At 65.6% G+C, this 24,089-nt stretch carries 21 protein-coding genes, 1 tRNA gene and 1 other RNA gene; 17 read left to right on the top strand and 6 right to left on the bottom strand.

Annotated elements, in window-relative coordinates:
* Nucleotides 1-69: 69 nt before the first annotated feature.
* The 5 genes from FS507_RS03505 (at nt 70) to FS507_RS03485 (ending at nt 5,981) form a co-directional block, all read left to right on the top strand.
* Nucleotides 70-543 (top strand): universal stress protein, encoded by a 474-nt coding sequence (locus FS507_RS03505; protein ID WP_145941416.1) that lies wholly within the window; start codon nt 70-72, stop codon nt 541-543.
* A 146-nt stretch (nt 544-689) separates the two neighbouring features.
* Nucleotides 690-2,804: an NAD(+) synthase gene (locus tag FS507_RS03500; protein ID WP_145941415.1), complete on the top strand. Its 2,115-nt coding sequence runs from the start codon at nt 690-692 to the stop codon at nt 2,802-2,804.
* Nucleotides 2,805-2,997: 193 nt separating this feature from the next.
* A complete protein-coding gene (locus FS507_RS03495; protein WP_145941414.1) occupies nt 2,998-4,026 on the top strand; it encodes a quaternary amine ABC transporter ATP-binding protein in 1,029 nt (342 codons plus the stop codon).
* Between the two features lie 3 nt (nt 4,027-4,029).
* A complete protein-coding gene (locus tag FS507_RS03490) occupies nt 4,030-4,896 on the top strand; it encodes an ABC transporter permease (RefSeq protein ID WP_145941413.1) in 867 nt (288 codons plus the stop codon).
* A 53-nt stretch (nt 4,897-4,949) separates the two neighbouring features.
* Nucleotides 4,950-5,981, top strand: a complete 1,032-nt coding sequence (locus tag FS507_RS03485) for a glycine betaine ABC transporter substrate-binding protein (RefSeq protein WP_145941412.1) — start codon at nt 4,950-4,952, stop codon at nt 5,979-5,981.
* Here the strand turns inward: FS507_RS03485 and FS507_RS03480 are convergent, their stop codons facing one another.
* Nucleotides 5,982-7,277: a D-serine ammonia-lyase gene (locus tag FS507_RS03480; RefSeq protein WP_145941411.1), complete on the bottom strand. Its 1,296-nt coding sequence runs from the start codon at nt 7,275-7,277 to the stop codon at nt 5,982-5,984. It abuts the gene before it with no gap.
* Between the two features lie 165 nt (nt 7,278-7,442).
* Nucleotides 7,443-7,531 (bottom strand) — tRNA-Ser (locus FS507_RS03475).
* A gap of 147 nt (nt 7,532-7,678) precedes the next feature.
* On the opposite strand from FS507_RS03475, the gene ffs reads away from it, so the two are divergent.
* The 4 genes from ffs (at nt 7,679) to FS507_RS03460 (ending at nt 10,233) form a co-directional block, all read left to right on the top strand.
* An RNA gene (ffs, locus tag FS507_RS03470) (signal recognition particle sRNA small type) lies at nt 7,679-7,775 on the top strand.
* A 132-nt stretch (nt 7,776-7,907) separates the two neighbouring features.
* Nucleotides 7,908-9,302, top strand: coding sequence for an ATP-binding cassette domain-containing protein (locus tag FS507_RS03465; protein WP_313958066.1), 1,395 nt, complete (start codon nt 7,908-7,910; stop codon nt 9,300-9,302).
* On the top strand, nt 9,229-9,540 hold the full coding sequence (locus FS507_RS19030; protein ID WP_313958065.1) for an ATP-binding cassette domain-containing protein: 312 nt from the start codon (nt 9,229-9,231) through the stop codon (nt 9,538-9,540). Before FS507_RS03465 ends, FS507_RS19030 begins: the two co-directional genes overlap by 74 nt.
* A gap of 39 nt (nt 9,541-9,579) precedes the next feature.
* Nucleotides 9,580-10,233 (top strand): dihydrofolate reductase family protein, encoded by a 654-nt coding sequence (locus FS507_RS03460; protein ID WP_145941410.1) that lies wholly within the window; start codon nt 9,580-9,582, stop codon nt 10,231-10,233.
* Between the two features lie 5 nt (nt 10,234-10,238).
* On the opposite strand, the gene FS507_RS03455 is transcribed toward FS507_RS03460, so the two are convergent.
* From FS507_RS03455 to FS507_RS03445, 3 genes are read right to left on the bottom strand one after another with little or no spacing between them, the layout of a single operon-like run.
* Complete coding sequence (locus tag FS507_RS03455) at nt 10,239-11,033, bottom strand: ABC transporter permease (RefSeq protein ID WP_145941409.1); 795 nt, start codon at nt 11,031-11,033, stop codon at nt 10,239-10,241.
* Nucleotides 11,030-11,827: an ABC transporter permease gene (locus FS507_RS03450; protein ID WP_145941408.1), complete on the bottom strand. Its 798-nt coding sequence runs from the start codon at nt 11,825-11,827 to the stop codon at nt 11,030-11,032. Before FS507_RS03450 ends, FS507_RS03455 begins: the two co-directional genes overlap by 4 nt.
* On the bottom strand, nt 11,827-12,798 hold the full coding sequence (locus tag FS507_RS03445) for an ATP-binding cassette domain-containing protein (RefSeq protein WP_145941407.1): 972 nt from the start codon (nt 12,796-12,798) through the stop codon (nt 11,827-11,829). Before FS507_RS03445 ends, FS507_RS03450 begins: the two co-directional genes overlap by 1 nt.
* A gap of 191 nt (nt 12,799-12,989) precedes the next feature.
* On the opposite strand from FS507_RS03445, the gene FS507_RS03440 reads away from it, so the two are divergent.
* From FS507_RS03440 to recR, 5 genes are all read left to right on the top strand, one after another.
* The gene (locus tag FS507_RS03440; protein ID WP_145941406.1) at nt 12,990-14,294 is read left to right on the top strand and encodes an aminotransferase; all 1,305 of its coding nucleotides are present in this window, start codon (nt 12,990-12,992) and stop codon (nt 14,292-14,294) included.
* 3 nt (nt 14,295-14,297) lie between these two features.
* Complete coding sequence (locus FS507_RS03435; protein WP_145941405.1) at nt 14,298-14,939, top strand: hypothetical protein; 642 nt, start codon at nt 14,298-14,300, stop codon at nt 14,937-14,939.
* Nucleotides 14,940-14,988: 49 nt separating this feature from the next.
* Nucleotides 14,989-17,370, top strand: coding sequence for a DNA polymerase III subunit gamma and tau (locus FS507_RS03430; protein WP_145941404.1), 2,382 nt, complete (start codon nt 14,989-14,991; stop codon nt 17,368-17,370).
* Nucleotides 17,371-17,465: 95 nt separating this feature from the next.
* Entirely contained in the window at nt 17,466-17,780 is a 315-nt protein-coding gene (locus FS507_RS03425; RefSeq protein WP_075813885.1) for a YbaB/EbfC family nucleoid-associated protein, read from the top strand.
* A 13-nt stretch (nt 17,781-17,793) separates the two neighbouring features.
* Complete coding sequence (recR, locus tag FS507_RS03420; RefSeq protein WP_145941403.1) at nt 17,794-18,438, top strand: recombination mediator RecR; 645 nt, start codon at nt 17,794-17,796, stop codon at nt 18,436-18,438.
* 37 nt (nt 18,439-18,475) lie between these two features.
* Here recR and FS507_RS03415 read toward each other — a convergent pair whose 3' ends face one another.
* Nucleotides 18,476-19,462: an ATP-binding protein gene (locus tag FS507_RS03415; protein ID WP_260853139.1), complete on the bottom strand. Its 987-nt coding sequence runs from the start codon at nt 19,460-19,462 to the stop codon at nt 18,476-18,478.
* A gap of 381 nt (nt 19,463-19,843) precedes the next feature.
* Between FS507_RS03415 and FS507_RS03410 the strand changes: the two genes are divergently transcribed.
* The 3 genes from FS507_RS03410 to FS507_RS03400 all read left to right on the top strand — a co-directional run bounded on the left by FS507_RS03410 (nt 19,844) and on the right by FS507_RS03400 (nt 24,066).
* A complete protein-coding gene (locus FS507_RS03410) occupies nt 19,844-20,233 on the top strand; it encodes a DoxX family protein (protein WP_145941401.1) in 390 nt (129 codons plus the stop codon).
* A 381-nt stretch (nt 20,234-20,614) separates the two neighbouring features.
* Entirely contained in the window at nt 20,615-22,501 is a 1,887-nt protein-coding gene (locus FS507_RS03405) for an acetyl/propionyl/methylcrotonyl-CoA carboxylase subunit alpha (RefSeq protein WP_145941400.1), read from the top strand.
* The gene (locus tag FS507_RS03400) at nt 22,498-24,066 is read left to right on the top strand and encodes an acyl-CoA carboxylase subunit beta (protein ID WP_145941399.1); all 1,569 of its coding nucleotides are present in this window, start codon (nt 22,498-22,500) and stop codon (nt 24,064-24,066) included. Before FS507_RS03405 ends, FS507_RS03400 begins: the two co-directional genes overlap by 4 nt.
* The last annotated feature ends 23 nt before the right edge of the window (nt 24,067-24,089 follow it).

Raw genomic sequence — 24,089 nt, 5'->3', positions numbered from 1 at the left:
AGACTATGATGGCTCCCAAGGAAGACACATGAAAACACATGTCGTGACGACGGGAACGGAAGGGTTGAGATGACCAGGAAAATCGTGACCGGGGTCGATTCGAGTCAGACGGCCCTGCGCGCGGCAGCCAAGGCCGCAGAGGTGGCCGAAGGGTTCGGAGCGGAACTGCATGTGATCAGCGCTTACAGCACACGTGGTGCCGACAGTTACCAGCCCCCTGTCCAGAACAGGGGTGAGGGGTCGTTGACCGAGAATGCCTACCGCCAGCTCACTGAGAGACTGGCCGGTGCTGCGCAGCAGGTGGCGGAGTCTGTGGCGGAAGCTCTGCGAGAGTCCCACCCGTCCCTGACGATCCAGGCGTACGCGGCGCAGGGGACGCCTGCGGACGCGCTTCTGCGCACGGCCGAGGAGCTGGAGGCCGATACCATCGTCGTAGGCAACAAGCACGTCCAGGGGGTCGCCAGGATCCTCGGTAGTGTGGCCCGCAAAGTCGCCTCCGAGGCGACATGCGACCTCTACATCGTCAACACCACCCAGCGGTGACGCGGGTCCCGCTGCCTGTCATCGACGGGGACGGCTCACCGGTGCGTGCGTAGGTCAGGAGGACCGACGCAGCAACCCCACAGGTCGGTCCGACTAGCCTCTGGGGTTGCTCCGTCGGTCGCGGACCCCGTGGCAGACTGGTGGCCATGTCGACAGGACCATCAGCACCCTCTGCAGCGCACACCGCCCAAGAAAAACCGCGCGGCGGTGCCTACACGCACGGTTTCGCCAGGATCGCCGCGGCCACCGTTCCAGTCTCCGTCGCCGACCCCGCGTCGAACGTCCGCGTCATCCTCGAGACTGCCCGTCAGCTCCACGACGATCACGTCGCCGTCGCCGTCTTCCCTGAACTCAGCCTCACCGGCTATGCCATTGACGACCTGGTCATGCAGGACGTCCTGCTCGACGCGGTCACTGATGCATTGCGCACCCTTGTCGCGGCGTCGGAGAAACTCTTTCCCGTGCTTGTCGTCGGCGCGCCGTTGGCGCACGGCAACCGCCTGTACAACTGCGCGGTCATCATCCACCGGGGAAGGATCCTCGGCGTCGCCCCGAAGTCCTATCTGCCGACCTACCGTGAGTTCTACGAACGTCGCTGGTACGCCCCGGGCGATGATGTCCGCGGCGGGCACATCCGGATCGGTGAGACGGAGGTGCCCTTCGGCACCGACCTGCTCTTCGAGGCGCAGGACGTGCCCGGACTGACCGTCCACGCCGAGGTCTGTGAGGATATGTGGGTCCCGGTGCCTCCGTCGTCACTCGCGGCGTTGCAGGGGGCCACCGTCCTGCTGAACCTGTCGGGAAGCCCCATCACGGTGCAGCGGGCCGATGACCGGCACCTGCTGGCGAAGTCGGCGTCGTCGCGGAACCTGGCGGCCTACGTCTATGCCGCTGCCGGCCAGGGGGAGTCCACCAACGACGTCTCCTGGGACGGACTGACCATGGTCTACGAACGCGGAGTATTGCTGGAGGAGACGGAACGTTTCCCCGACGGGCCGCGCGTCAGTGTCGCTGACGTGGATGTCCACGGCCTCCGGGCGGCGCGCATCCGCCAGGGCACCTTCGACGACAACCGTCGGACGGTGCAGGACCGGTCGGACGCCGGTTTTCGCATGGTCTCCTTCACACTGAATCCACCGCAGGACGATGTGGGGCTGCGCCGGGACATCGCGCGGTTCCCGTTCGTGCCCGGCGACCCCGCCCGCCTGGCGCAGGACTGCTACGAGACCTTCAACATCCAGGTGTCCGGGCTCGTCCAGCGGCTGCAGGCCATCGGCGACCCACGCCCCGTGATCGGCGTCTCCGGTGGCCTGGACTCCACCCACGCCCTCCTGGTCGTGGCCCGAGCGATGGACCGTACGGGGCGCCCGCGGTCGGACATCCTGGCGTACACCATGCCGGGGTTCGCCACCTCAGACCACACGAAATCGAACGCGGTGAAGCTCGCCGAAACCATGGGCGCGACGATCGAGACACTCGACATCCGGCCCGCCGCCACGGAAATGCTCGCGCAGATGGGCCATCCTGCCGGCGACGGTGAGCCGGTGTACGACGTGACTTTCGAGAACGTGCAGGCAGGTCTGCGCACCGACTACCTCTTCCGTCTGGCCAACCATCTCGGCGGTATCGTGGTGGGCACCGGTGACCTCTCCGAGTTCGCCCTCGGCTGGTGCACCTACGGGGTGGGGGACCAGATGAGCCACTACGCGGTGAACTCCGGTGTGCCCAAGACGTTGATCCAGCACCTCATCCGCTGGGTCATCGCCGACGGGAACGTGGTCGGGGAGGATGCCGCAGAGGTGCTGCGCTCCGTGCTCGACACCGAAATCAGTCCCGAGCTGGTGCCCGCTGGTGCGGACGGACAGGTGCAGTCCACGGAGGACACCATCGGGCCGTACGCATTGCACGACTTCACGCTGTGGCACGTGTTCCGTGGGACCCGCCCCTCCACGATCGCTTTCCTCGCCTGGCACGCCTGGAAGGACGCAGGAGAGGGGCAGTGGCCCGCCGGGTTCCCCGACGAGGACCGCTACGACTACGACCTCCAGACGATCGTGGCCTGGGAGCGTACCTTCCTGCGCCGGTTCTTCGGATTCGCCCAGTTCAAACGGACCGCCGTGCCGAACGGACCGAAGGTGTCGCCCGCGGGCTCCCTGTCACCACGGGGGGACTGGCGTGCCCCGTCGGACGGGAATGCCCGGGCATGGCTGGCCGAGCTCGAGCGCAGTTATGCCGACATGCTCCCCGATATCGGGGGGTGAATTCCTTGCTCTTTTCTCTTGAGAATCCCCGGTCGTTATCTCGGTCATACTGACTGGTAGGCGCGCTTTCTGACGCCAGTTTCGAGGAACTTCTCCGACAGTTTCTACACAGAATGTTCGCAGCGGGCCCCAATGTTTTCTATGGTGGAGGTCTGTCACAAGGAGTTCCGCGGACGTCGGAGGCGAAAAGAGCATGGGTGTAGTTGAGGCTTCACATGTCTACAAGGTCTTCGGGAAGAACGGCCCTGAAGTGGTGCGACGGTTGGAGACGGGGGCCGACCGTAGTGAACTGACGGACCTGGGAACGGCAGGTGTCATCGACGCGAGTTTCTCGGTGGACAAGGGCGAGATTTTCGTTGTGATGGGGTTGTCCGGCTCCGGAAAATCCACCTTGATCCGCATGATAAACGGGTTGTGGTCGCCGACTGCGGGCACGATCAACGTCGCAGGAAAGAACATCTCGGAGATGGGCGACGGAGAACTTCGGGAACTCCGTAAGACGCACATCTCCATGGTGTTCCAGCATTTCGCACTGCTGCCGCACCGCACCGTCCGGGACAATGCCGCCTACTCCCTGGAGATTCAGGGGGTCGGCAGGAAACAACGTCTGGAACGGGCTGACCACTGGCTGCAGCAGGTCGGCCTCGACGGATGGGGGGACAGCCTACCGGGCCAGCTGTCCGGCGGAATGCAGCAGCGAGTCGGGTTGGCACGCGCCCTCGCGGCCGAGACGGAGATCCTGCTCATGGATGAGGCGTTCTCTGCGCTTGACCCGCTGATCCGCAATGAAATGCAGACCCAGTTGCTCGAACTGCAACGTGAACTGGGCAAGACGATCATCTTCATCAGCCATGACCTCAATGAGGCGATGCGGCTCGGTGACCGCATCGCGATCATGCGTGCCGGGCGCATCGCACAGATCGGTACGGCCAACGAGATTCTCACCCGTCCTGCTGACGACTACATCGCCGATTTCCTCGCTGACATCGACCGCACCCGTGTCCTCACGGCACGCAACGTGATGACGGAAGCCGGACCAGATGCGTCCTCGTTGCCGACGGTGGAGGCCGACACGCTACTGGGGGAACTCTTCACCCGGTCGGCGGAAGTGCACGACTCCGCCGAGGCCACCGGATCGCTGGCGGTGATGGACAACGGTTCGCTCGTCGGGGTCGTGGATCCGAAGGCGCTGGTGGCGACGATGGCCGGAAAGGTGAACTGAAACATGAATTCATTCCTCAATCCGGACATCCCGCTCGGGCGGTGGATCTCCGACTTCATCGACTGGTTCAACCGGGCATTCAGCTGGCTCCTGGACTTCATCGGCACCGTGCTCGGAGGTGCCTACGACGGTGTCGCTGCGGTACTGGGCGCACCGGTCTACTGGGTGATGATCATCATCCTCGCCGCGGTTGCCTGGGCCGCGGCGAGTTGGAAAGTCGCGGTGTTCACCGTGGTCGGCCTGTACATCGTCCGCGGTGTGAACCAGTGGGGAAACACCATGGACACCTTGTCCATGGTGTTCGTCGCTGTCGTCATCGCCGTCGTCATCTCGGTACCTGTGGGTATCTGGGCGGCGAAATCGGCGACGGTGTCGGCGATCGTCAAACCCGTGCTCGACTTCATGCAGGCGATGCCCGCGTTGGCGTACCTGGTCCCGATCATGGTGATCTTCGGCATCGGTGTGGTGCCGGGCATGATCGCCACGCTGATCTTCTGTCTTCCCCCGGGTGTGCGGTTCACTGAACTGGGCATTCGCCAGGTCAACCAGGAGACAGTGGAAGCCGGCAACGCCTTCGGCGCGACACCACGCCACATCCTGTTCCGTATCGAGCTGCCGCTGGCGTTGCCGACGATAATGGCGGGCATCAACCAGGTCATCATGCTGGCACTGTCCATGGTGGTACTCGCCGGCATGGCCGGAGCCGACGGTCTGGGTGGCCCGGTGACGCAGTCTCTGCAGACCTTGAACGTCCCACTGGGGGTCAACGCAGGCGTCGCTGTGGTGATCCTGGCGATCTTCCTGGACCGGGTTACCGCCGGACTCGGTAACCGGACGCCACTGGCCAGGGCGCAGAAGGGGACTGACTGAGACGAAGAAATTTCGTTAAGCTAACCATCGTACGACTTTCACGAGGAGAGATCATGACCACGACTGCACGGACCACAACCCTGAAGAGAGGGCGTAAAGCCGCGTCCCTCGGCGCACTGCTGGTGACCACCGCCCTGGTGGCCTCTGCCTGCGGAGCCGAAAACGAAGGTGGCGGAAGTGACAACGGCGGGGACGGCGACGATTCCAGTGCCGCCTCCGATTTCGCAGACTGTACCCCGGGTGAGGAATCATCGGACCTCGCCGACCTGGACACCGATGATGACACAGATGTCACGATCGCCGCGTTCAACGGCTGGGACGAGTCCTTCGCCGCCTCGCACCTGGTCAAGCACGTCCTGGAGGATGAGGGCTACACCGTCACCATCTCCAACTTCGACGCTGCACCGGCGTACACCGGGGTCGCCAGCGGCGATGTCGACGTGCTGATGGACGGTTGGCTGCCCATCACCCACGACAGTTACATTGAGGAGTACGGAGATGATCTCGAAGCACAGGGCTGCTGGTACGACAACGCCAAGTTGACGATCGCCGTCAACGAGGATTCGCCGGCCCAGACCATCGCGGATCTCGCTGACATGGGTGACGACTACGGCAACCGCCTGGTCGGCATCGATCCCGGAGCGGGACTGACAACACAGACGCAGGACCACGCCATTCCGGAGTACGGGCTGGAGGACTACGATTTCCAGATCTCATCCACTCCGGCGATGCTCGCTGAACTGCAGCGAGCCACCGACAACGGTGACGACATCGCCGTGACCCTGTGGCGTCCCCACTGGGCCTACGACGCCTTCCCGGTCCGTGACCTGGAAGACCCGGAGGGAGCCATGGGCGGTGCAGAGAACATCTACAACTTCTCCCGTACCGGCTTCTCCGACGATAATCCCTACGTCGCCCAGCTGCTGAAGAACCTGGTGCTCGATGACGAACACCTGTCGTCCCTGGAGAACGTCATGTTCTCCGAGGACAACTACGGCGGCGAGAACATGGAGGACGCCGTCTCCGAGTGGCTCGACGATAATCCGGACTTCATCGACGACTGGAAGTCCGGTGCGCTCGGATAGTCAGTTGCGCGCTTGAGTTGTCAGGAGTCGTCGTCCTGCTGTGAGCAGGGCGGCGTACTCCTTGTCCGGCATCAGTGAGCCCCCGGTGAGCCAGGCGATGTGGGTGCCACGGTCCTCACGGGTGCAACCGGCGGCGAGGAGCCCGGCGCACGCCGACGGTTCCAGGCGTAGTGCCGCGGAATCGTGCGCCAGCGCGAGGACCCGCATGAGATCGTCGTCAGTGACTGTGGCATAGCCCGCAATCAGGCTGCCGACGGTCGCGCCGACGAAGCCGGAAGGACGACCGACCGCCAGCCCGTCGGCGACGGTGAGTTCTCCGCGCCCGATGTCCGTGACGCTGACGCCGTCGTCCAGCCCGGTGAGTCTGCCGAGCAGGAATGCGGGCATCGACACCGGTTCGACGAACACGCACCGGACGTTGTCCCCGAAGATGGTGGCCAGGCCGTAGGTGATCCCACCGGGCGCGCCGCCGATCCCGCACGGCAGGTACACGGTCAACGGATTGTCCTCGTCGACCGGTACTGATGCCGCGGCCAACTGGCCGGCCAGCCGGCGGCCAGCGACAGCGTAGCCGGCGAAAAGACTGCGGGAGTTCTCGTCGTCGATGAAGTGGGCACGGGGTTCCGCGTCGGCGGCCCGGCGGCCGGCGCGAACCGCCTCAGTGAAGTCCGTGTCGTGTTCGACGACCTCCACACCGGAGTTCTGGAGCTTGTCCTTCTTCCACTGTTTGGCGTCGTGCGACATGTGCACGGTGACGGAGAATCCGAGAACAGCACCCATCAGGCCGATGGACATCCCCAGGTTCCCTGTGGAACCGACCACGATGCGCCGCGTCACCATTTTCTCGCGCACCGACTCCTCGAGGAACGCCGTGGGGCCGGGTGACAGGTCGACGCCGAGGTCCGCTGCGGCGGTGAGTGCCGTCTCGAGGACTTCGTGAATGCCGCCGCGTGATTTCACTGAGCCGCTCACCGCCAGTGCGTCGTCCCGCTTCACCCACAGATTCCGGGGGACGGGCCGCCCGAACTCGTGGGACAGGGTGTCACTGAGCGTGCTGACCTTGGTCAACGGTGACTCGATGATCCCGCCGAGTTCGCGAGTGTCAGGAAAGAGTTCTTCGATCAGCGGGGCGAACCAGCGGAAGCGCGCCTCGGCATCATCGACCAGGCGGGTGAAGGCGGTGTCGGGGTTCTGTGTCCCGCGGTCAGGTACCCACACGGTGGGGCGGCCGGCAACAAGATCGTCGAATACTGCACGGTCACGGTTGGACGACAGGGCGTCCCGAAGAGTCTGCATGGAGACTCAGTGTAGAGGGGTGTGGTTGCTGAGGGAGGGCACCGGCGGCAATGCATGGGAGCGTGCCGAAAGTGCCGTGCGACTGCCGTCAGATGGGGGAATCCGGTACGCGTGCATGCGCCCGGCAATGCGAGAACCCCCGGTCGGAAGACCGGGGGTTCTCTGTGGCGGAGGATAGGGGATTTGAACCCCTGAGGGATGTGACTCCCGCACGCGTTCCAGGCGTGTGACATAGGCCGCTAGTCGAATCCTCCGCCGAGAAATATACACACGACGCCGCCCGGGATGCAAAACGCCGGTGGACATGCTGGTGGGGCGGTAGAAACCTCTGTCTCTGGATCTGTAGTCAGGGTACGGCGGTATCCGTGTTGGCCCCCGTTGCCGCCACTTGCTATCATGAGGGCCGGACGCCGCGCGGCGTGCATCTTGTGAACTCCCCCAGGGCAGGAATGCAGCAAGGGTCAACGAGCTCTGGCGGGTGCGCGGTGTCCTTTAACTTTCTCTCCGGACCAAGGACGTCTCATGCTGATCGACGATCGTCATCCCGCACACTGCCGTGCGTTGACGTCGTCGTAGCCGTGTCGTCGGCTCCGTTGTCAACGCCTCCGTTGACAACCACTGGAGCCCACGATGTCAGTATCTCACCAACCCTCCGTCGTCCTCACGGACGTGTCTTTCTCCTGGCCTGACGGCACCGCCGCCCTGGACCGCATCTCTGCCGCATTCGGTACCGGGCGTACCGGCCTGGTCGGCGCCAACGGAACCGGGAAATCGACCCTGCTCAAGCTCATCACCGGTGAGCTGACACCAGTTGCCGGGACGGTCACCACCAAGGGTGCCGTCGACTACCTGCCCCAGAACCTGGCCCTCACCACTGAGGTGACTGTGTCGGATCTTCTCGGTGTCACCGACACACTGGATGCGCTGCACGCCATCGAGGCAGGCTCGGTCGAGACGCGGCACTTCGATGCCCTTGACGAGGCGTGGGACTGTGAAGCTCAGGCCCGAACCGCGATGGACGACGTCGGTCTCGCGAATGTCGGTCTCGACCGCACGGTCGGGACGCTGTCCGGCGGCGAAGCCGTCCTGACGGCCGTGGCAGGACTCCGCTTGCGAAGCAACCGGAGCGACGGGGTCGTCCTGCTCGACGAGCCCACCAACAATCTTGACCGGCGTGCGCGGCACGATCTCTATGACGCGGTGACGACATGGCCGGGAGCACTGATCGTGGTCAGCCACGACGTCACGTTGCTGGAACTCATGGATGACACCGCAGAACTGCGTCTCGGCAACCTGGAGATGTTCGGTGGTGGCTACAGCGACTACCGGCAGCAGGTGGACCAGGAACAGGCGGCCGCCGAGCAGGCGTTGCGTACCGCAGAACAGAAACTCAGGACAGGGAAAAGGCAACGGGCGGAAGCCCAGACGAAGTTGGCGCGCCGTCAGCGTTATGCCCGCACTGACTTCGCCAACAAACGCAGGCCCAAATCGATCATGAACCTGCGCAAGACCGAGGCACAGGTCTCCGCAGGCAAGCTGCGTGGTGAACTGGATGAGAAGGTGGCGGCGGCGCAGCGTGAGAAACAGCGGCAGGAGGATCGGATCCGCCATGAGTCGGTCATCCGGGTCACCCTGCCGGACCCCGGTGTGCCTGCCGGGCGGCGCCTGGTCGAGTTCCGTGATGACCGTGGTACGTCAATTGTGCTGCAGGGGTCGGAGCGACTCGCACTGACCGGGCCGAACGGCGTCGGGAAGACGCGGTTACTGGACGCGCTCGTCCGCCGGGCCCGGAGTGGTGTCGGCGCGGCTGGGATACAGCGCGGTGTCCGTGCGTCTGCATTCACCGACCGGATCGGGTACCTGCCGCAGCGGCTCGATCATCTGGACGACGAGGTCACGGTGATCGACACGGTGCGGGCGGCGGCTCCGAATTCACTGGTTGAGCAGGTGCGTGCGAGTCTCGCCCGGTTTCTCTTCGGCGAGGATACGGTTCACCGGCAGGTGGGGGGGCCTGTCCGGTGGTGAACGTTTCCGGGTCGCCCTGGCCCGCATCCTGCTCGCGGAACCGGCGCACCAGCTGCTGGTGCTTGATGAGCCGACCAACAACCTCGACCTCGACAGTGTCGACGCACTCGTGTCCGCGCTGGAGGACTATCACGGCGGTCTGATCGTGGTCAGTCACGACGATGCATTCCTCGGCCGGATGGGCATCGACACCTGGGTGGAACTTCAGCATGGCACCCTGCACCGGGACGGCCTATAGTTCACTTCATTAGTGAACCGAAATATGTCGGGAGTGACGATGGTCCGTACGAGAGTCCACAACCTGTTCGTGTCCTCTGACGGCTACGCAGCCGGAGACCACGTGACCTTCGAGGAGCCGATCGGTGATGCCGGAGCATTGTTCAGCCGGTTCGACGGCCGTGCCATCGACGGCATCGACGGCATCGACGGCACCGGCGACCCGGTGACCGTGGACCACGCCATGTTCAGCATGTGGGGTCAGGGGATCGGGGCCGAGATCATGGGCCGGCGCAAATTCGGCCCGCAGACAGGCCCGTGGCCCGACGACGGATGGGAAGGATGGTGGGGAGAGGCGCCACCGTTTCGGACCCCGGTCTACGTCCTGACCCATCATCCGCGGGAACCGATCGAGTTCGACAACGGTACGACTTTCCACTTCGTGGATGCTTCTCCGGACGAGGCACTCCGCCTTGCGCGTTCTGCGGCACACGGCCTGGATGTGCGTCTCGGCGGCGGTCCGTCCACGGTGCGGGAGTTCCTGCAGGCGGACCTCGTCGACTTCCTCCACGTCATCATCATCCCCGTCGTCCTGGGAGCGGGTGTGCGACTCTGGGATGACCTGGCCGGACTGGAGGAACGCTTCACGGTCGAGTCTGTCAGCACGTCCTCCGGGCTCACGCACCAGTTGTGGAACCGGGTCGCACGCGACTGATACGGCTACCGGTGCCGGCGTGCTGTGGCTGCAAGTAACAGGGTCCCGACGGCCGCGGCTCCGACAAGCCACAGCAGTGCGGGGACCACGGAGCTGCCTGCCCCGGCGGTTCCCGCGCAGACGTTCATCGCCTCCACGACGGTACTCAGCGGATTGATCCGGACGATGCTCTGCATGTAGGACGGGAATCCGTCGTCCGGCATGAATCCGCTGTTGCAGAACATCATGATCATCATCGCCGGCAATGCGGCCACCGTCGCCTCCGGGGTGCGCGCCACCATCCCGACCCAGGTCAGGAAGCAGCTGAAAGCCAGGGCCACCAGGGCGGCGAGCGCGAGGATTCCGGGGACAGCCAGCGGGCCCTCCAGCCGGTAGCCCATGAAGAGCCCTGTGACCAGGATCAGCGCCGCGCCCACAGTTCCCCGCGCCACCTCTGCAAGGACCCTGCCGACCAGGGGTGACACGGCGACACCGGGAAGCGTCCGAAACCGGGTGAACAGGCCCTCCTGACGCTCGGTGACCAGCCCCGCAGCGCTGGTGGCGCCGGCGAACATCGGACCGGTGCAGATCATCAGAGGCACCAGGCCCTGGACCGCCGGCCGGCCTGTCGCCATTTCGACAGCGTTGCCGAACATGAAGGCGATGATCAGCAGCATGGCCACCGGCATGCCCAGGCTCTGCACCAGAATCGCAGGGGTGCGCGACCATCCGCGTAAGGTTCGTCCAGCGTGGAGGGCAATCGCGCCGATGACGGACGCCGAAGCGCGTTGTGACGGGGGTGTGTGCGTTGTCGAACTCATCGGCTCCTCCTGAAACTCCGGGCGCACAGGACGGCGCCGATGACTGCGAGTCCGACGATCCAGGCGGTGGCGGCGCCGGTTGTCCCCGCGGTGACACCGGTGGTGCTGGCCTGGCGGAGGAGTTCTCCGATGACGGACACGGGGAGTGCGCTGATGATGTCCGCCGCGCCGTCGGGCAGTGTCTCAGCGGGAACGAAGGACGTGGACAGCATGATCAGCGGCATGGACACCGCCTGCAACAGCGCGGCAGCGGACTCGGGGGTGGCGGCGAGAAGGGCTGTACCGTCGTAGATCAACGACGCGGCAACAGCGAACCCCAGGGTGGCGACCAGGTAAACCACTGTGTCGCCGGCATTGCCCTTCCAACCGAATCCGAGGAATACAGCACCGATCACCGTCACGACCGTCACGGACAACACCGCGCGGGTCAGATCGGCAATGAGCCGGCCGAGCACGGGGGCGGCCGTGGGTACCGGGGAGGCACGTAGCCGGTCATTGATGCCGTTGGTCTTGTCGACCCCGATGGCCATCGCCGACCCGCCGGCGGTGAACAGGATCGCCTGAAGCGTCGCTGCAGGAACGAGGTACTGCCCGTAGTCGATACCGTTTGCTTCCATGACCCGGGAGAACACGATGTAGAGGGCGACGAGGAACAGTCCCGGAATCACGGTTGCGCTGATGACGGATCCGGAGTTGCGACGGATCCGGAGTATGTTGCGTCCGGCCAGCGCCAGTGTGGACGGCAGCAGCTCCGGCACGTGGGCAACCGCGGTGGAGGAGACGAAGGTGGTCATCACGCCGACTCCTGCGGTGCGGCCTTACCGGTGAGGGAGAAGAACACGTCGTCCAGGGTGTGACTGCCCATTTCCATGCCTGCCAGTTCAATGCCCGAGCCCCCGAGCGCCTGCATTACTGCGGCCGCCGTCCGGGCTCCGTCCGTCAACGGCACTGCGACCGTCTCCTCCCCGCCGGTCGGTGCCCAGGTGGCGAGGACGGCGGACAGGCGGGGGAGATCCGCCGGATCCTCCGGGGTGAGGATGAGGTCGTTCGGGCCGAGCCGCCCCTTGAGTTCCTCCGCCGTCCCTTCGGCGATGACGGCGCCGTGATCGATGACGACGATGCGGTCGGCGAGCTCGTCCGCTTCCTCGAGGTACTGGGTCGTGAGCACGACCGTCACTCCGCGGGCCTTGAGTTCCCTGACCACGTCCCACAGTTCGGAGCGGGCGTGGGGGTCCAGGCCGGTCGTCGGTTCGTCGAGGAAGAGGACCTCCGGGACGGTCATCATCGACACCGCGATGTCCAGGCGGCGCCGCATACCACCGGAGTACGTACGGACCAGCGAGCCGCCGACGTCGGAGAGACTGAGACTGGCCAGAAGTTCATCGGCACGCGCCCCGGCAGCTGTCTTGCGCAGGCCGCGGAGCCGTCCGAAGAGGACGAGGTTCTCACGTCCGGTGAGCTCGCCGTCCACCGCGGCGAACTGCCCAGTGAGGGAGATCGCGGACCGCACGGCCGCGGCGTCCTTGACGACGTCGAATCCGGCGACGGACGCGGTACCGCTGTCGGGCGTCTCCAGCGTCGACAGGACATTGACCGCCGTGGTCTTGCCGGCCCCGTTGGGGCCGAGGACACCGAGTACCTCACCACGTCGGACGCTGAGGCTGAGTGTGTCGAGCGCGTGCACCGTCCGGTTCCGGGTGCGGTAGGTCTTCCGGACCGCGTCCATGCGGACGATGGGCGGCGCGCCGGGTTCGGGCTCTGTCATTACTATGGTCTCCGGGTTCTAACAGTGAATAGGTATCAATGTTAGGGTTGCCTGTTCATCATCAGTTGTCAAGAGGTGATGTCGGGGAGAGAGGTCCCGTTCCTGCGATGCCGCGCCCTGTCGGTTCCCGCCCGGCCCCACTACACTCGAGCGGAACACACCCGTTGAAGTCGAGGAGGTCCTGCGGGACTATGAAGCTCACCCACGCGAACACTGACGTACTGAACACCCTGACGTCCCTGAGGGGCGAGGCTGACAAGGCCTACCAGGAGCTCAAGGACCGGAATCTGGCACTTGACCTCACGCGTGGGAAGCCTTCCACCGAACAGCTCGATCTCGGCATGGACCTGCTCAGCCTTCCCGGAGTCAATTACACGGGCTCGGACGGCGTCGACACCCGCAACTACGGTGGTGGCGACGGCATCATGGACATCCGGTCGCTGTGGGCGGAGGTCCTCGGTGTCGACCCGGCGTTGCTGATCGCCGGGGACTCCTCCAGCCTCAACATCATGTTCGACCTGGTCTCCTGGTCCCACACCTTCGGAAACAACGATTCGGAGCGACCGTGGTCGGCCGAGGAGACGGTCAAGTGGATCTGCCCGGTCCCGGGGTACGACCGGCACCACACCATCACCGAGACCTTCGGTTACGAGATGCTGACGGTCCCGATGACGGACCAGGGCCCGGACCTGGAGGCCGTCCGGGAGCTCGTCAAGGATCCTGCGGTCAAGGGCATGTGGACTGTGCCGGTGTTCTCGAACCCGACCGGGTGGTCGGTCTCCCGCGAGGTCGCCGAGGGACTCGCCGCGATGGAGACCGCGGCGCCGGACTTCCGCATCGTGTGGGACAACGCCTATGCCGTGCACACCCTCACCGACGAGTTCCCGGAGATCATCGACGTGGTGGCGTTGGCTGCGGACAAGGGACACCCGAACCGCTTCTGGGCGATGTCGTCGACGTCGAAGATCACCTTCGCAGGAGCCGGTGTGGCCTTCTTCAACTCGTCGAAGGAGAACCTCGACTGGTACCGCGGAATCGCCTCGGCGCGCGGCATCGGGCCGAACAAGGTCAACCAGCTCGCCCACGCCCGCTACTTCGGCAGCGCCGAGGGTGTCCGATCCGTCATGCGGAAGCACTCCGGCATCCTGGCTCCGAAGTTCAGTGCGGTGACCGCGATCCTGGAGCGCCGTCTGGGTGGGCTGGGGATCGCCGAATGGACCACCCCCGCCGGCGGTTACTTCATCTCCGTCGATGTGGTGGACGGGACAGCGTCCCGCGTCGCCGAGCTGGCGAAGGACGCCGGGATCGCGTTGACCGGAGCCGGGGCGACTTTCCCGTACAAGAAAGACCCGCACAACCGTAACCTGCGGTTGGCCCCGTCCATGCCGCCCATCGAGGAAGTTGAGGTGGCGATGGACGGCGTGGCGACCTGCATCCTGCTCGCCGCCATCGAGGCCGCAGAGGCCACAGAAGCAGCAGACGTCACCGGAGAGTAGCCGTTGAATCTCGAGGAGACGACATACTGGTTGGCGGATCTGCTGCCCGGTGAGTTCACGACATCTCGGCGCCGGGTGAGCCAGAGTTTTCCGGAGTTCACCGTCGCCGAACTCCGGCTCGGCGACAATGGTGGAGGGGCAGGCGGTGAGGACGACGCTGCGGAGACCGTTGCAGCGACGCTGGACGCCGCACGGATCGAGCCTCAGCTGGTCACCGAGGACGGCTCTGACCTGAGGGTCGAGTTCATCACCGTCGCCAGTGGTCACGGTCGCGCAGCCGCCGACCTCGTCATGGCGGCGGCAACGATGATCGCCGAGGACCCCATCCACTTCTCGCCGCAACCCGGACTGCTGCTGCCGAAGCTCGGCTGGCATGTCGATGACACGATCACGGCCCTGCACGGACTGCTGGTGCCCCCGTTCCTGTGGGAGGACGGGGTGCCGAACGTGCACGAGGTGAATTTCGGGGGACGGCACGGTGGTGGCACCTACCACGAGTACACCCACCCGGGCCGGATGACGGTCTACGCACAACTGGTGATGCTCACCGAGGAGGAGTATCGCGTGGCTGTGGACGGAGGTCCTGCCGCGGCACAGCAGTTGCTGGCGACCTCGCAGGCGAATCTCAATGACGTCTGGCGCTAGCGCCAACGGCGGGGCGGTAGCTGTCTGCCCCGCCTTGTAGGCTGGGTCCGTGGCTCTTTACAGGAAGTACAGGCCGGCGACGTTCGCCGAGGTCGTGGGGCAGGAACATGTGACCGAGCCGTTGTCGACGGCACTGGACAGCGGGCGGATCAACCACGCCTACCTGTTCTCGGGCCCGCGCGGATGCGGCAAGACGTCCTCGGCGAGGATCCTCGCCCGGTCACTGAACTGTGAGCAGGGGCCGACGTCCTCCCCGTGCGGAGAGTGTGCCTCCTGCCGCGCACTGGCACCCGGGGGGCCGGGGACGTTGGATGTCACGGAACTGGACGCCGCCACGCATAACGGTGTGGAGGACATGCGCGAGCTCCGTGACCGTGCTTTCTACGCTCCGGCGGACTCCCGGTACCGCGTCTTCATCATCGATGAGGCGCACATGATCTCCTCGGCGGGGTTCAACGCATTGCTGAAGATCGTCGAGGAGCCGCCCGAGCATCTCATCTTCATCTTCGCCACCACGGAGCCGGAGAAACTGCTGCAGACCATCCGGTCGAGGACCCACAACTATCCGTTCCGGCTGCTGACCCCGCCGGCGATGCGGGGGCTGCTGGGCAGGGTGTGCGAGGACGAGGGGGCCGTCGTCGAGGATTCCGTGTATCCACTGGTCATCCGCGCCGGTGGTGGCTCACCGCGTGATTCGCTGAGCATCATGGACCAGCTGCTGGCCGGGGCAGGGGACGAGGGCGTGACATACAGCCGGGCCGTGGCCCTGCTGGGGTTCACCGACACGTCCTTGATCGACCGGGCTGTGGACGCTCTGGCGGACCAGGATCAGGCTGGGTTGTTCGGCTGTGTCAGTGACGTCATCGACGCCGGCCACGACCCCCGTCGGTTCGCGATGGACCTCCTGGACCGCTTCCGTGACCTCCTGGTGGTCCAGGCGGTGCCGGACGCTTTCGACACCGGCCTGGTGGATGCGCCGGCCGACCAGCGTGAAGTCCTTGCGGCGCAGGCGCAGGCGGTCGGCCAGGCGACGCTGACCCGGTGTGCGTCACTGGTGAACGAGGGGTTGGCGCAGATGCGGGGCGCGACCGCGCCCCGGTTACTTCTGGAGATCCTGTGCGCCCGGATGGCACTGCCGGCGGCGGGGATGACCGTCGAAGCGCTGGCACAGCGTGTCGAGGCCCTCGAAGCAGGAGGCGGCACAGGAGGCACAGGCGGAGGAAGCGGAACCGGCGCGGGGACCGGTCGGCCCTATGTGCGTAAGTCGAAGCGGGAGGCGGAGACCGCGCAGCAGGTTGCTGCAGAGACAGCTCCGGAGAGCACCTCGGAACAGGCACCGGCCCCCGTGGCGCCGACTGCACAGGCAGAGCCCGCAGCATCCCCGCAGGACACCCGCCGGGCCGAGGCGGAACGCGCCCGCGAGATCATGAGGCGGCGCCGGCGCCCGTCCGCCGACGAGCCGACCGAGACCGGTGGCGCAACGGATTCCGGTGACGTCGCTGACGTCGCTGACGTCGGCGGGTCCGGCACCTCTGTGCAGGCAGAGACCCGCGATGAGGTTGCCTCAGAGACGCCGGAGGCGCCGGAAACGACAGCCCACCCGGTTCAGCGGTGGGACGAGATCCTGGAGACGGTGAAGCAGTCGAATCTCGCCGCATGGATTGCCGCGCGTGACGCGACAGCGCAGGAAGGCGCCGTCGGTGAGGGTGGCGCTGCGGCGATCACCCTGGTGCACCACACGGGTGCTCTGGCGAACTACATCAACTCACCGGAGCACGCCGCGGTGTACTCCGACGCCGCAGAAAAGGTCACCGGTGCGCCGGTCCGGATCACGGCCAGCGTCGGTGGGAGGACCACGCAGGAGCCGCCGGGAAAAGCTGAGGCTGCGGCGGACCCGCAGCCGGAACCTGAACCGCAGCAGGATTCTGCCCCTACAGAGGAGCCTGCTGCCGTGAGCCAGGCTCCGTCCGACCCGATGTCGGTCGCGTTGCAACGGGCACGGCAGGTGGAATCTCCGCAGGCCCCTCCGGTCGTGGAACAGAAACCGGAGGAACAGGCGGTGCAGCGGGCGCAACCAGCGGCGGCGAAGAATGACGGTCAGGATGAACAGCTTTCCGGCTGGCGGGCACGCAAGGCCAGGATCGATGCCAGACGTGGTTCCGGGCAGGCGACCCACCCGCCCCAGTCCGGTGGGGACTCCCGTGGCTTCAACGGGGTTCCTCTCCCCGAAGAACCTGACGAACCCTGGGACGACGGCCCCGGCGGCCCTCCGCCGGATCCGGAAGGGCCGCAGGGGGTCGACAGGGCGGAGGCTGAGGAAGCCATGGCGCAACTCAATGACCCGTCCTCGGCGAACATCGACCACCGCAGTGCCATCGAGATCGCCGGTGAACTCCTGGAGAAGCACCTCGGGGCCGAACGGACCCGGTAGGTGTGCGGCGCGGTACCCCGGTAAACTCTCCGGGGTACCGACGTTGCAGCCCATGCAATGACCACAGACCTGTACGAACAGCGGAGGGAATCACCGTGAACCAGCCCGACATGAACCAGATCATGGCTCAGGCCCAGCAGATGCAGCAGCAGCTCCAGGAGGCGCAGGCCGAGATCATCGCCTCCACCGTCGAGGGGACCGCCGGCAACGGGCTGGTCAAGGTCGCGTTGCGCGGTTCCGGCGAGGTCGAGAGCCTGAGCATCGACCCGTCCGTCGTTGACCCGGAGGATGTCGAGACCCTCCAGGACCTCATCATCGGGGCGTACCAGGACGCCGGTGAGAACCTCAAGAGTCTCTCGAACGAGAAGATGGGCCCGCTCTCCCAGGGCCTCGACGGCCTCGGCTTCTAGGGTCGCGACCACCGTGTTCGAAGGTCCCCTCCAGGACGCCATCGACGAGTTCTCCCGCCTGCCGGGCGTGGGACCCAAGAGCGCTCAACGCATCGCCTTCCACCTTCTCCAGGCAGAGCCGGAGGATCTGGAGAGGCTGACCGGCGCTCTGTCACGCCTGCAGAAGGGCGTTCGGTACTGCCGGATCTGCCACAACGTGTCGTCGGAGGAAGTCTGCCGGATCTGTGCGGATTCCACCCGGGACGCCACGATCGTCTGCGTCGTCGAAGAGTCCAAGGACATCCAGGTCATCGAGCGTACCGGCGAGTACGACGGGCGCTACCACGTCCTCGGCGGTGCCCTCGACCCGCTCAACGGCGTCGGTCCGAAGGAGCTCAACGTCACTGCGCTGGTGCAGCGTATCGGGGGACGGGTCGACGATGTGGTGGCCGCCGACGGTACTGTCGCCGACGCCCCCGACATCGCCGAGGTCATCATCGCCACCGACCCCAACACCGAAGGGGAGGCGACCGCCGCCTACCTCGGGAGGTTGCTCAAGGAGTTCCCCGGCCTGACCGTGTCACGGTTGGCGTCCGGTATCCCGATGGGTGGAGACCTTGAGTTCGTCGACGAGCTGACGCTGTCGCGTGCCTTCGAGGGACGCACAGCGATCCGCTGACGTTATTCGCCACCTCGGGAATGAGCCCGCAGGTGTGCTATCTCTCTGTATCGTCCATGTACGGCCACTCCGAGGTCAGGAAAGCCTCGATCGCCCGATGTCGGAACGTGTACGGCTTGCCCCGGCTGAGAATCCCGCGAACCCTGTCGAGTCGGCGCGTGAAAGTCCCGGTGTTCGATGCTGCCGGAAAACCACAGGCAGCGGCGATCTTTGTCGCGGTGCGGTCTTCGGGTTCCATGGCGGCCATCGCCTCGATGAACTCGCGCTCCCGCGCAGGTAGACGGTCCAGAATACGTTCAACGTGCGACTCCGCCTCAGGTTCTGCGGAACGCCACCCGGTGAACACGTCACTGCGGGTGATGACATCGGTGGTGTCGGCATACCAGGCGGCGGAGCCGGCGAGCTGGAACAGAAACGGCTCGCCATGACAGATTTCGGTGATCGCGCGCTGGGCTTCGGGGTCCATGTACACATGTCCGGTACGTCCGTTGTCCTCCGCCACCGGCCAACCTTCTGTGACGAACATCTGGAGGGCGTGGTTGAGTTCGTCCTCAGTTACCGGTCGCAGAATCGTAGTCTGAAACCGTCGGGCGAAGGTCGCCCCCTGACGCGCTGTTGCCAGATCCTCAAACTCCGGTAGCCCGGAGAGGTAGACAGCGATCGGCAGAAAGCGCCTGATCTGCCGCCGGTCTGGAGTGGTCACCGTGACTTCGTGGGCGAGAGCGTCTCCGAGCGCGGTGAGGATCTGGGACAGGGTCGCGGAGTCAGTGATGTTCTGCACTTCATCGAGGTGGATCATGACCATCACGTTGCGGTCAATAGCAGCTTCACCGATCTCGACAATAAGCTCAGTAAGTACTGAGTAGGCTTCCTGTCCGCCGGGAGCCTCCCGCAGTGATACGGAGATGCCTGCAGCAGCAACGTGTTGTACTCGCTGCATCAACTCGCCGGTTCGTTTGTCAGCGCGTTTCGACAGACCCGCCTGATCTGCGAGGTCGAGCAGAGCGGAGGCAAGCTTCTTCATCGGGTCGGTCCCGTCAGGAATCCTCAGTTGAGGAGTCACCCAGTCGCCCGCTTCTGTGGCACGCCGGGTAATACGGTTGATCAGCGCCGATTTTCCGAGGCCAGCTTCACCGAGGATGGTACGGCCCCGCTCGTACTGTCCTGATAGCCTGCGTGGGCGAAGGATATCCGACCAATCGCTGAGTTCGGAGGTTCGGCCGGCCCAGACCTGTGGAATCGCATCAGATCCTGGGACGAACGGGGAGTCGATGGGCTTCCGCATGCGTTAACATTAACACATATGGGGGTGCCTGTTAACGTTAACAGTCGCGACCTGGTCTGTCTTGTGTTGCGTCCGCTGATACCGCTGACGGAGGGCTTCAGGCGGCGTAGCCTGAGCCGCATGACTACATCTGAGAGCAGCCGGGCGACGGCCCGGGCCGCCGTCTGGGCGACTGTCTTCGGCGGTGCGGGCGTCCTGCACTTCGCGCAGCGACGGTTCTACGATTCCCTGGTTCCGGAGGAACTTCCCGGGCAGCGGAAGTACTGGACGTGGGGGAGTGGGGTCGTGGAACTCGCCCTCGCGGCGGCGATCGCCAATCCGTCCACCCGTGCGGCCTCGGCGACGCCCGCCACGCTGTTTCTGCTCGGTGTATGGCCCGGCAACATCAAGATGGCCCTGGACTGGCAGAAGTCCGAGAAGAGGAGCGCGCTCATGAAGATCGGCGGGTGGGCCCGTGTGGCAGGGCAGGTTCCGATGTTCCTCTCCACACGGAAATTGGGGGAGAAGTAGCCGCTGGTCTTACGGTCATTCAGATTGTTTCGTTTGGGGGACGACAATCTGATAATCACTATGTCCGTAATAGTGTCCGCATAGAGTGACGCAGCGCACATGTCGCTGGTCGGGTGGTCGTCGGAGGCGGTCACGGGGGTGGCCGTCGGCCCACGGGGGCCGGGTGTGGGGAAATGCTTGTTGACCTAAGGAAACTCCCGACATGAGGGGTGCTCCGTCATCGGTCACGGGGGTGGGGCATGTATATGTGCAGAACTGAATGAGTCGGAGCAGTCCGGGGCGCTTCCTAGAGTTCATCCCTATTCACGCGACCCGTGCCCGACCCATGTCCGGGCCCGCTCGTGATGAGCCTCCATGAACCGACTCTCCGAAAGGAGCCCGATGCCGTCCACCATCCTCGTGGCCAATCGTGGCGAGATCGCCGCACGTGTCGTCCGGACTGCCCGTGACCTCGGCCTACGGTCCGTCGCCGTGTATTCCGACCAGGACATCGACTCACCTGCGGTCGCCCTGGCCGATGACGCGTACTCCCTGGAGGGAACCACACTCCAGGAGACCTACCTCGACATCGCCAAGATCATCGACGTCGCCCAGCGCTCCGGGGCAGACGCCGTGCACCCCGGTTACGGCTTCCTCTCCGAGGTCCCCGACGCAGCCCAGGCCGTCGTCGACGCCGGACTGATCTGGCTCGGCCCCGCCGCCGACACGATCCGACAGCTCGGCGACAAGATCAGTGCCCGTCGTACCGCCCTGGCGGCCGGTGTCTCGCCGGTTCCCGGCACCACCGACCCGGTGCAGTCCATGGAGGAGGTCGACGACTTCGTCGCCGCCCACGGTTACCCGATCGTCCTCAAGCGCTCCGACGGAGGTGGAGGACGTGGAATCGAGGTCATCCGCACGGCGGAGGACCTGAAGACCTTCGCCGCCGGCCACGCCATGGCCGGCGGTGACCTGGACAAGTTCTTCATGGAACGCTTCATCCTCTCGGGACGCCACATCGAGACCCAGTGCATGCGTGACTCCCACGGCAACTTCGCCGTGGTGACCACCCGCGACTGCTCGGTGCAGCGTCGCCACCAGAAGGTCATCGAGGAAGCTCCGGCCCCCTTCCTCCCCGAAGGCGCGGTGGAGACACTGAACGCATGGTCCAAGGCCCTGTTCGACCACACCGACTACGTGGGCCTGGGCACCTGCGAGTTCATGCTCACCGAGGAAGGCGAGCTGTTCTTCCTCGAGGTCAACCCCCGTCTCCAGGTGGAGCACACCGTCTCTGAGGAGGTCACCGGTCTCGACCTGGTGGAGGCTCAGCTCACCATCGCCGACGGCGGCACCATCCCTGAAGTTCCCGAGGTCCGCGGCCACTCCATCGAGTTGCGCATCACCTCCGAGGACCCGGCCAAGGACCTCACTCCGACCGCCGGCAAGATCAAGGAACTCGAGTGGCCGGCCGGCCACGGTGTGCGGATCGAGACCGGTGTCCGGCTCGGCGACAAGGTCTCGCCGGAGTTCGACTCGATGATCGCCAAGCTCATCGTCACCGGCCCGGACCGTCCCCGTGCGATCGCCCGCGCCCGCCGCGCGTTGGGCGAACTGTCCATCAAGGGCATCGCCACCTCCACTCCGGTGCTGGACCTGATCATGGCCCACCCCGACTTTGACGGCACCAACGGCCACCGTGACCTGCGGGTCCGTACCCGGTGGCTGGAGACGAGCTTCCTGCCCGACGTGGACCTGGAGAAGCTCGGCCAGGATGCCGCGGCCGAGGAGGAAGGCGGCATCGCTGCGGCGCTGCGTACCTTCACCGCCCAGATCGACGGCCGTCGCCACCGGATCACCCTGCCCGAGGGGCTCGCGAGCCTCGGCTCGATGATGCAGAGCGGCTTCGGCAGCCTCGGGGAGAAGGGCCAGGAACTCGGGGCCCGCTCCCGGCGCAGCCAGCCGCGGCGCGGTTCCCGCCGTCGTGGCGGAGACGCCGCAGGCGCCGGTGTGGCCACCACCGGTGAGTCACTCACCGCCGAGGGCGCGCTGCAGTCCCCGATGCAGGCCATCGTCGTGCGCATGGGTGCCGAGCCCGGATCCACGGTCAACGAGGGTGACGTGGTCATCGTCCTGGAGGCGATGAAGATGGAGAAGTACATCCACGCCCCGGCCGGCGGCACCGTCGCGTCGATCGACGTCGCGGTCGGCCAGAACGTCAACGCCGGCGACACGCTGCTGCACATCGACACCGCTGACACCGCCGAGAACACCGAGGAGGCCGCGGAATGACCGCTCCCGAGAAGACCGCCAAGGTCGAGAAGATCGCCGCGAAGGCGTCCGTCGACTACGACGCACTCGCCGCAGCCGCCGACGAGAAGGCGCAGAAGTTCCAGCACGGCAAGGGCAAGATGACCGCCCGTGAGCGCATCGACATGCTCTGCGACGAGGGCTCCTTCGTGGAGTTCGGTCGTTTCTTCGGCGGCGACCCCGCCGAGGGATTCCTCGGCTCCGCCGTCGCCACCGGTTTCGGCACCATCGACGGCCGGACCGTCGCCATCTACGCCCAGGACTTCTCCATCCGCGGAGGCACCCTCGGCAAGGTCGAAGGCCAGAAGATCACCGACCTGATCGACCGCGCCATCGCCGAGCGCGTTCCCTGCTTCGGCCTGCTGGACTCCGGCGGAGCCCGGATCCAGGAAGGCGTCGCAGCGCTGTCGTGGTACGGCCGTATCTTCCGTAAGTCGTGTGAGGCCTCCGGCTTCATCCCGCAGATTTCTCTGATCCTCGGCCCGTGTGCCGGCGGCGCCGTGTACTCCCCGGCGCTGACCGACTTCGTCATCATGCCGAAGGAGAACTCGCACATGTTCGTCACCGGTCCGGACGTGGTCAAGGCCGTCACCGGTGAGCAGATCAGCCTGGATGACCTGGGAGGGGCCGAGATGCACAACAGTGTCTCCGGTGTCGCCCACTACCTCGCCGAGGACGAGGAGGACGCGATCGACTACGCGCGCGCCCTGCTCAACTACCTCCCGCAGAACTGCAACGACGAGACCCCCTCCTACGACTACGTGCCCACCGAGGAGGACCTCGAGGCCGCCCGGGGCGTCGGTGACATCGTCCCGGCCGACAACCGCATGCCCTATGACGTCGTCGAGGTCATCGAGTCACTGGTCGACCACGGCGAGTTCGTCGAGGTCCAGGAGCACTGGGCCCGGTCCATCGTGATCGGATTCGCCTGCATCGAGGGCAAGCCCGTCGGCGTCGTCGCCGACCAGCCGATGCACAACGCCGGCACCCTGGACGTCGAGGCGTCGGAGAAGACGGCACGGTTCGTGCGCTGCTGCGACGCCTTCGGTCTGCCCGTCGTCACGCTCGTCGACGTGCCCGGCTACCTCCCCGGTGCCGAGCAGGAGCGCGCCGGCATCATCCGTCGTGGTGCGAAGGTCATCTACGCCTACGGCAACTGCACCGTCCCGGTGGTCACCATGATCACCCGCAAGTCCTACGGCGGTGCGTACATCGTGATGGGCTCCAAGGGCATCGGTGCGGACTTCGCCTTCGCCTGGCCGGACGCCGAGATCGCCGTGATGGGTGCCGAAGGCGCCGTCCAGATCCTGCGTCGCCGGGACATCGCCGCCGTCCCCGATGAGGAGAAGGCCGACTACACCAAACAACTCGCCGACGAATACCAGGCCGAGAACATCAACCCGAACTTCTCCGTGGAGACGGGCGAGATCGACCGCATCGTGGCACCCGCTGACACCCGCGACACCCTCGCCTCCGCCCTGCGTTCGCTGCGCACCAAGGACCGCGACCGCCGCCACTTCAAGTTCCACTCCAACGGGCCCCTGTGACCGACAGGGTGATTAAGGACATC

Origin of the sequence: Corynebacterium glyciniphilum AJ 3170, assembly GCF_007673095.1 — a bacterium.
Taxonomy (GTDB): Bacteria; Actinomycetota; Actinomycetes; order Mycobacteriales; family Mycobacteriaceae; genus Corynebacterium.
This window is presented reverse-complemented; position numbering and strand designations above follow the sequence as displayed.

Bases quoted from the DNA above. Each gene is read 5' to 3' on its own strand.
- FS507_RS03490 (WP_145941413.1), top strand. From the start codon at position 4,030: ATGAATTCATTCCTCAATCCGGACATCCCGCTCGGGCGGTGGATCTCC.
- FS507_RS03445 (WP_145941407.1), bottom strand. From the start codon at position 12,798: ATGACAGAGCCCGAACCCGGCGCGCCGCCCATCGTCCGCATGGACGCG.
- FS507_RS03480 (WP_145941411.1), bottom strand. From the start codon at position 7,277: ATGCAGACTCTTCGGGACGCCCTGTCGTCCAACCGTGACCGTGCAGTA.
- FS507_RS03405 (WP_145941400.1), top strand. From the start codon at position 20,615: ATGCCGTCCACCATCCTCGTGGCCAATCGTGGCGAGATCGCCGCACGT.
- FS507_RS03410 (WP_145941401.1), top strand. From the start codon at position 19,844: ATGACTACATCTGAGAGCAGCCGGGCGACGGCCCGGGCCGCCGTCTGG.
- FS507_RS03450 (WP_145941408.1), bottom strand. From the start codon at position 11,827: ATGACCACCTTCGTCTCCTCCACCGCGGTTGCCCACGTGCCGGAGCTG.
- FS507_RS03465 (WP_313958066.1), top strand. From the start codon at position 7,908: ATGTCAGTATCTCACCAACCCTCCGTCGTCCTCACGGACGTGTCTTTC.
- FS507_RS03440 (WP_145941406.1), top strand. From the start codon at position 12,990: ATGAAGCTCACCCACGCGAACACTGACGTACTGAACACCCTGACGTCC.
- FS507_RS03460 (WP_145941410.1), top strand. From the start codon at position 9,580: ATGGTCCGTACGAGAGTCCACAACCTGTTCGTGTCCTCTGACGGCTAC.
- FS507_RS03485 (WP_145941412.1), top strand. From the start codon at position 4,950: ATGACCACGACTGCACGGACCACAACCCTGAAGAGAGGGCGTAAAGCC.
- FS507_RS03400 (WP_145941399.1), top strand. From the start codon at position 22,498: ATGACCGCTCCCGAGAAGACCGCCAAGGTCGAGAAGATCGCCGCGAAG.
- FS507_RS03505 (WP_145941416.1), top strand. From the start codon at position 70: ATGACCAGGAAAATCGTGACCGGGGTCGATTCGAGTCAGACGGCCCTG.
- FS507_RS03495 (WP_145941414.1), top strand. From the start codon at position 2,998: ATGGGTGTAGTTGAGGCTTCACATGTCTACAAGGTCTTCGGGAAGAAC.
- FS507_RS03415 (WP_260853139.1), bottom strand. From the start codon at position 19,462: ATGAAGAAGCTTGCCTCCGCTCTGCTCGACCTCGCAGATCAGGCGGGT.
- FS507_RS03455 (WP_145941409.1), bottom strand. From the start codon at position 11,033: ATGAGTTCGACAACGCACACACCCCCGTCACAACGCGCTTCGGCGTCC.
- FS507_RS03500 (WP_145941415.1), top strand. From the start codon at position 690: ATGTCGACAGGACCATCAGCACCCTCTGCAGCGCACACCGCCCAAGAA.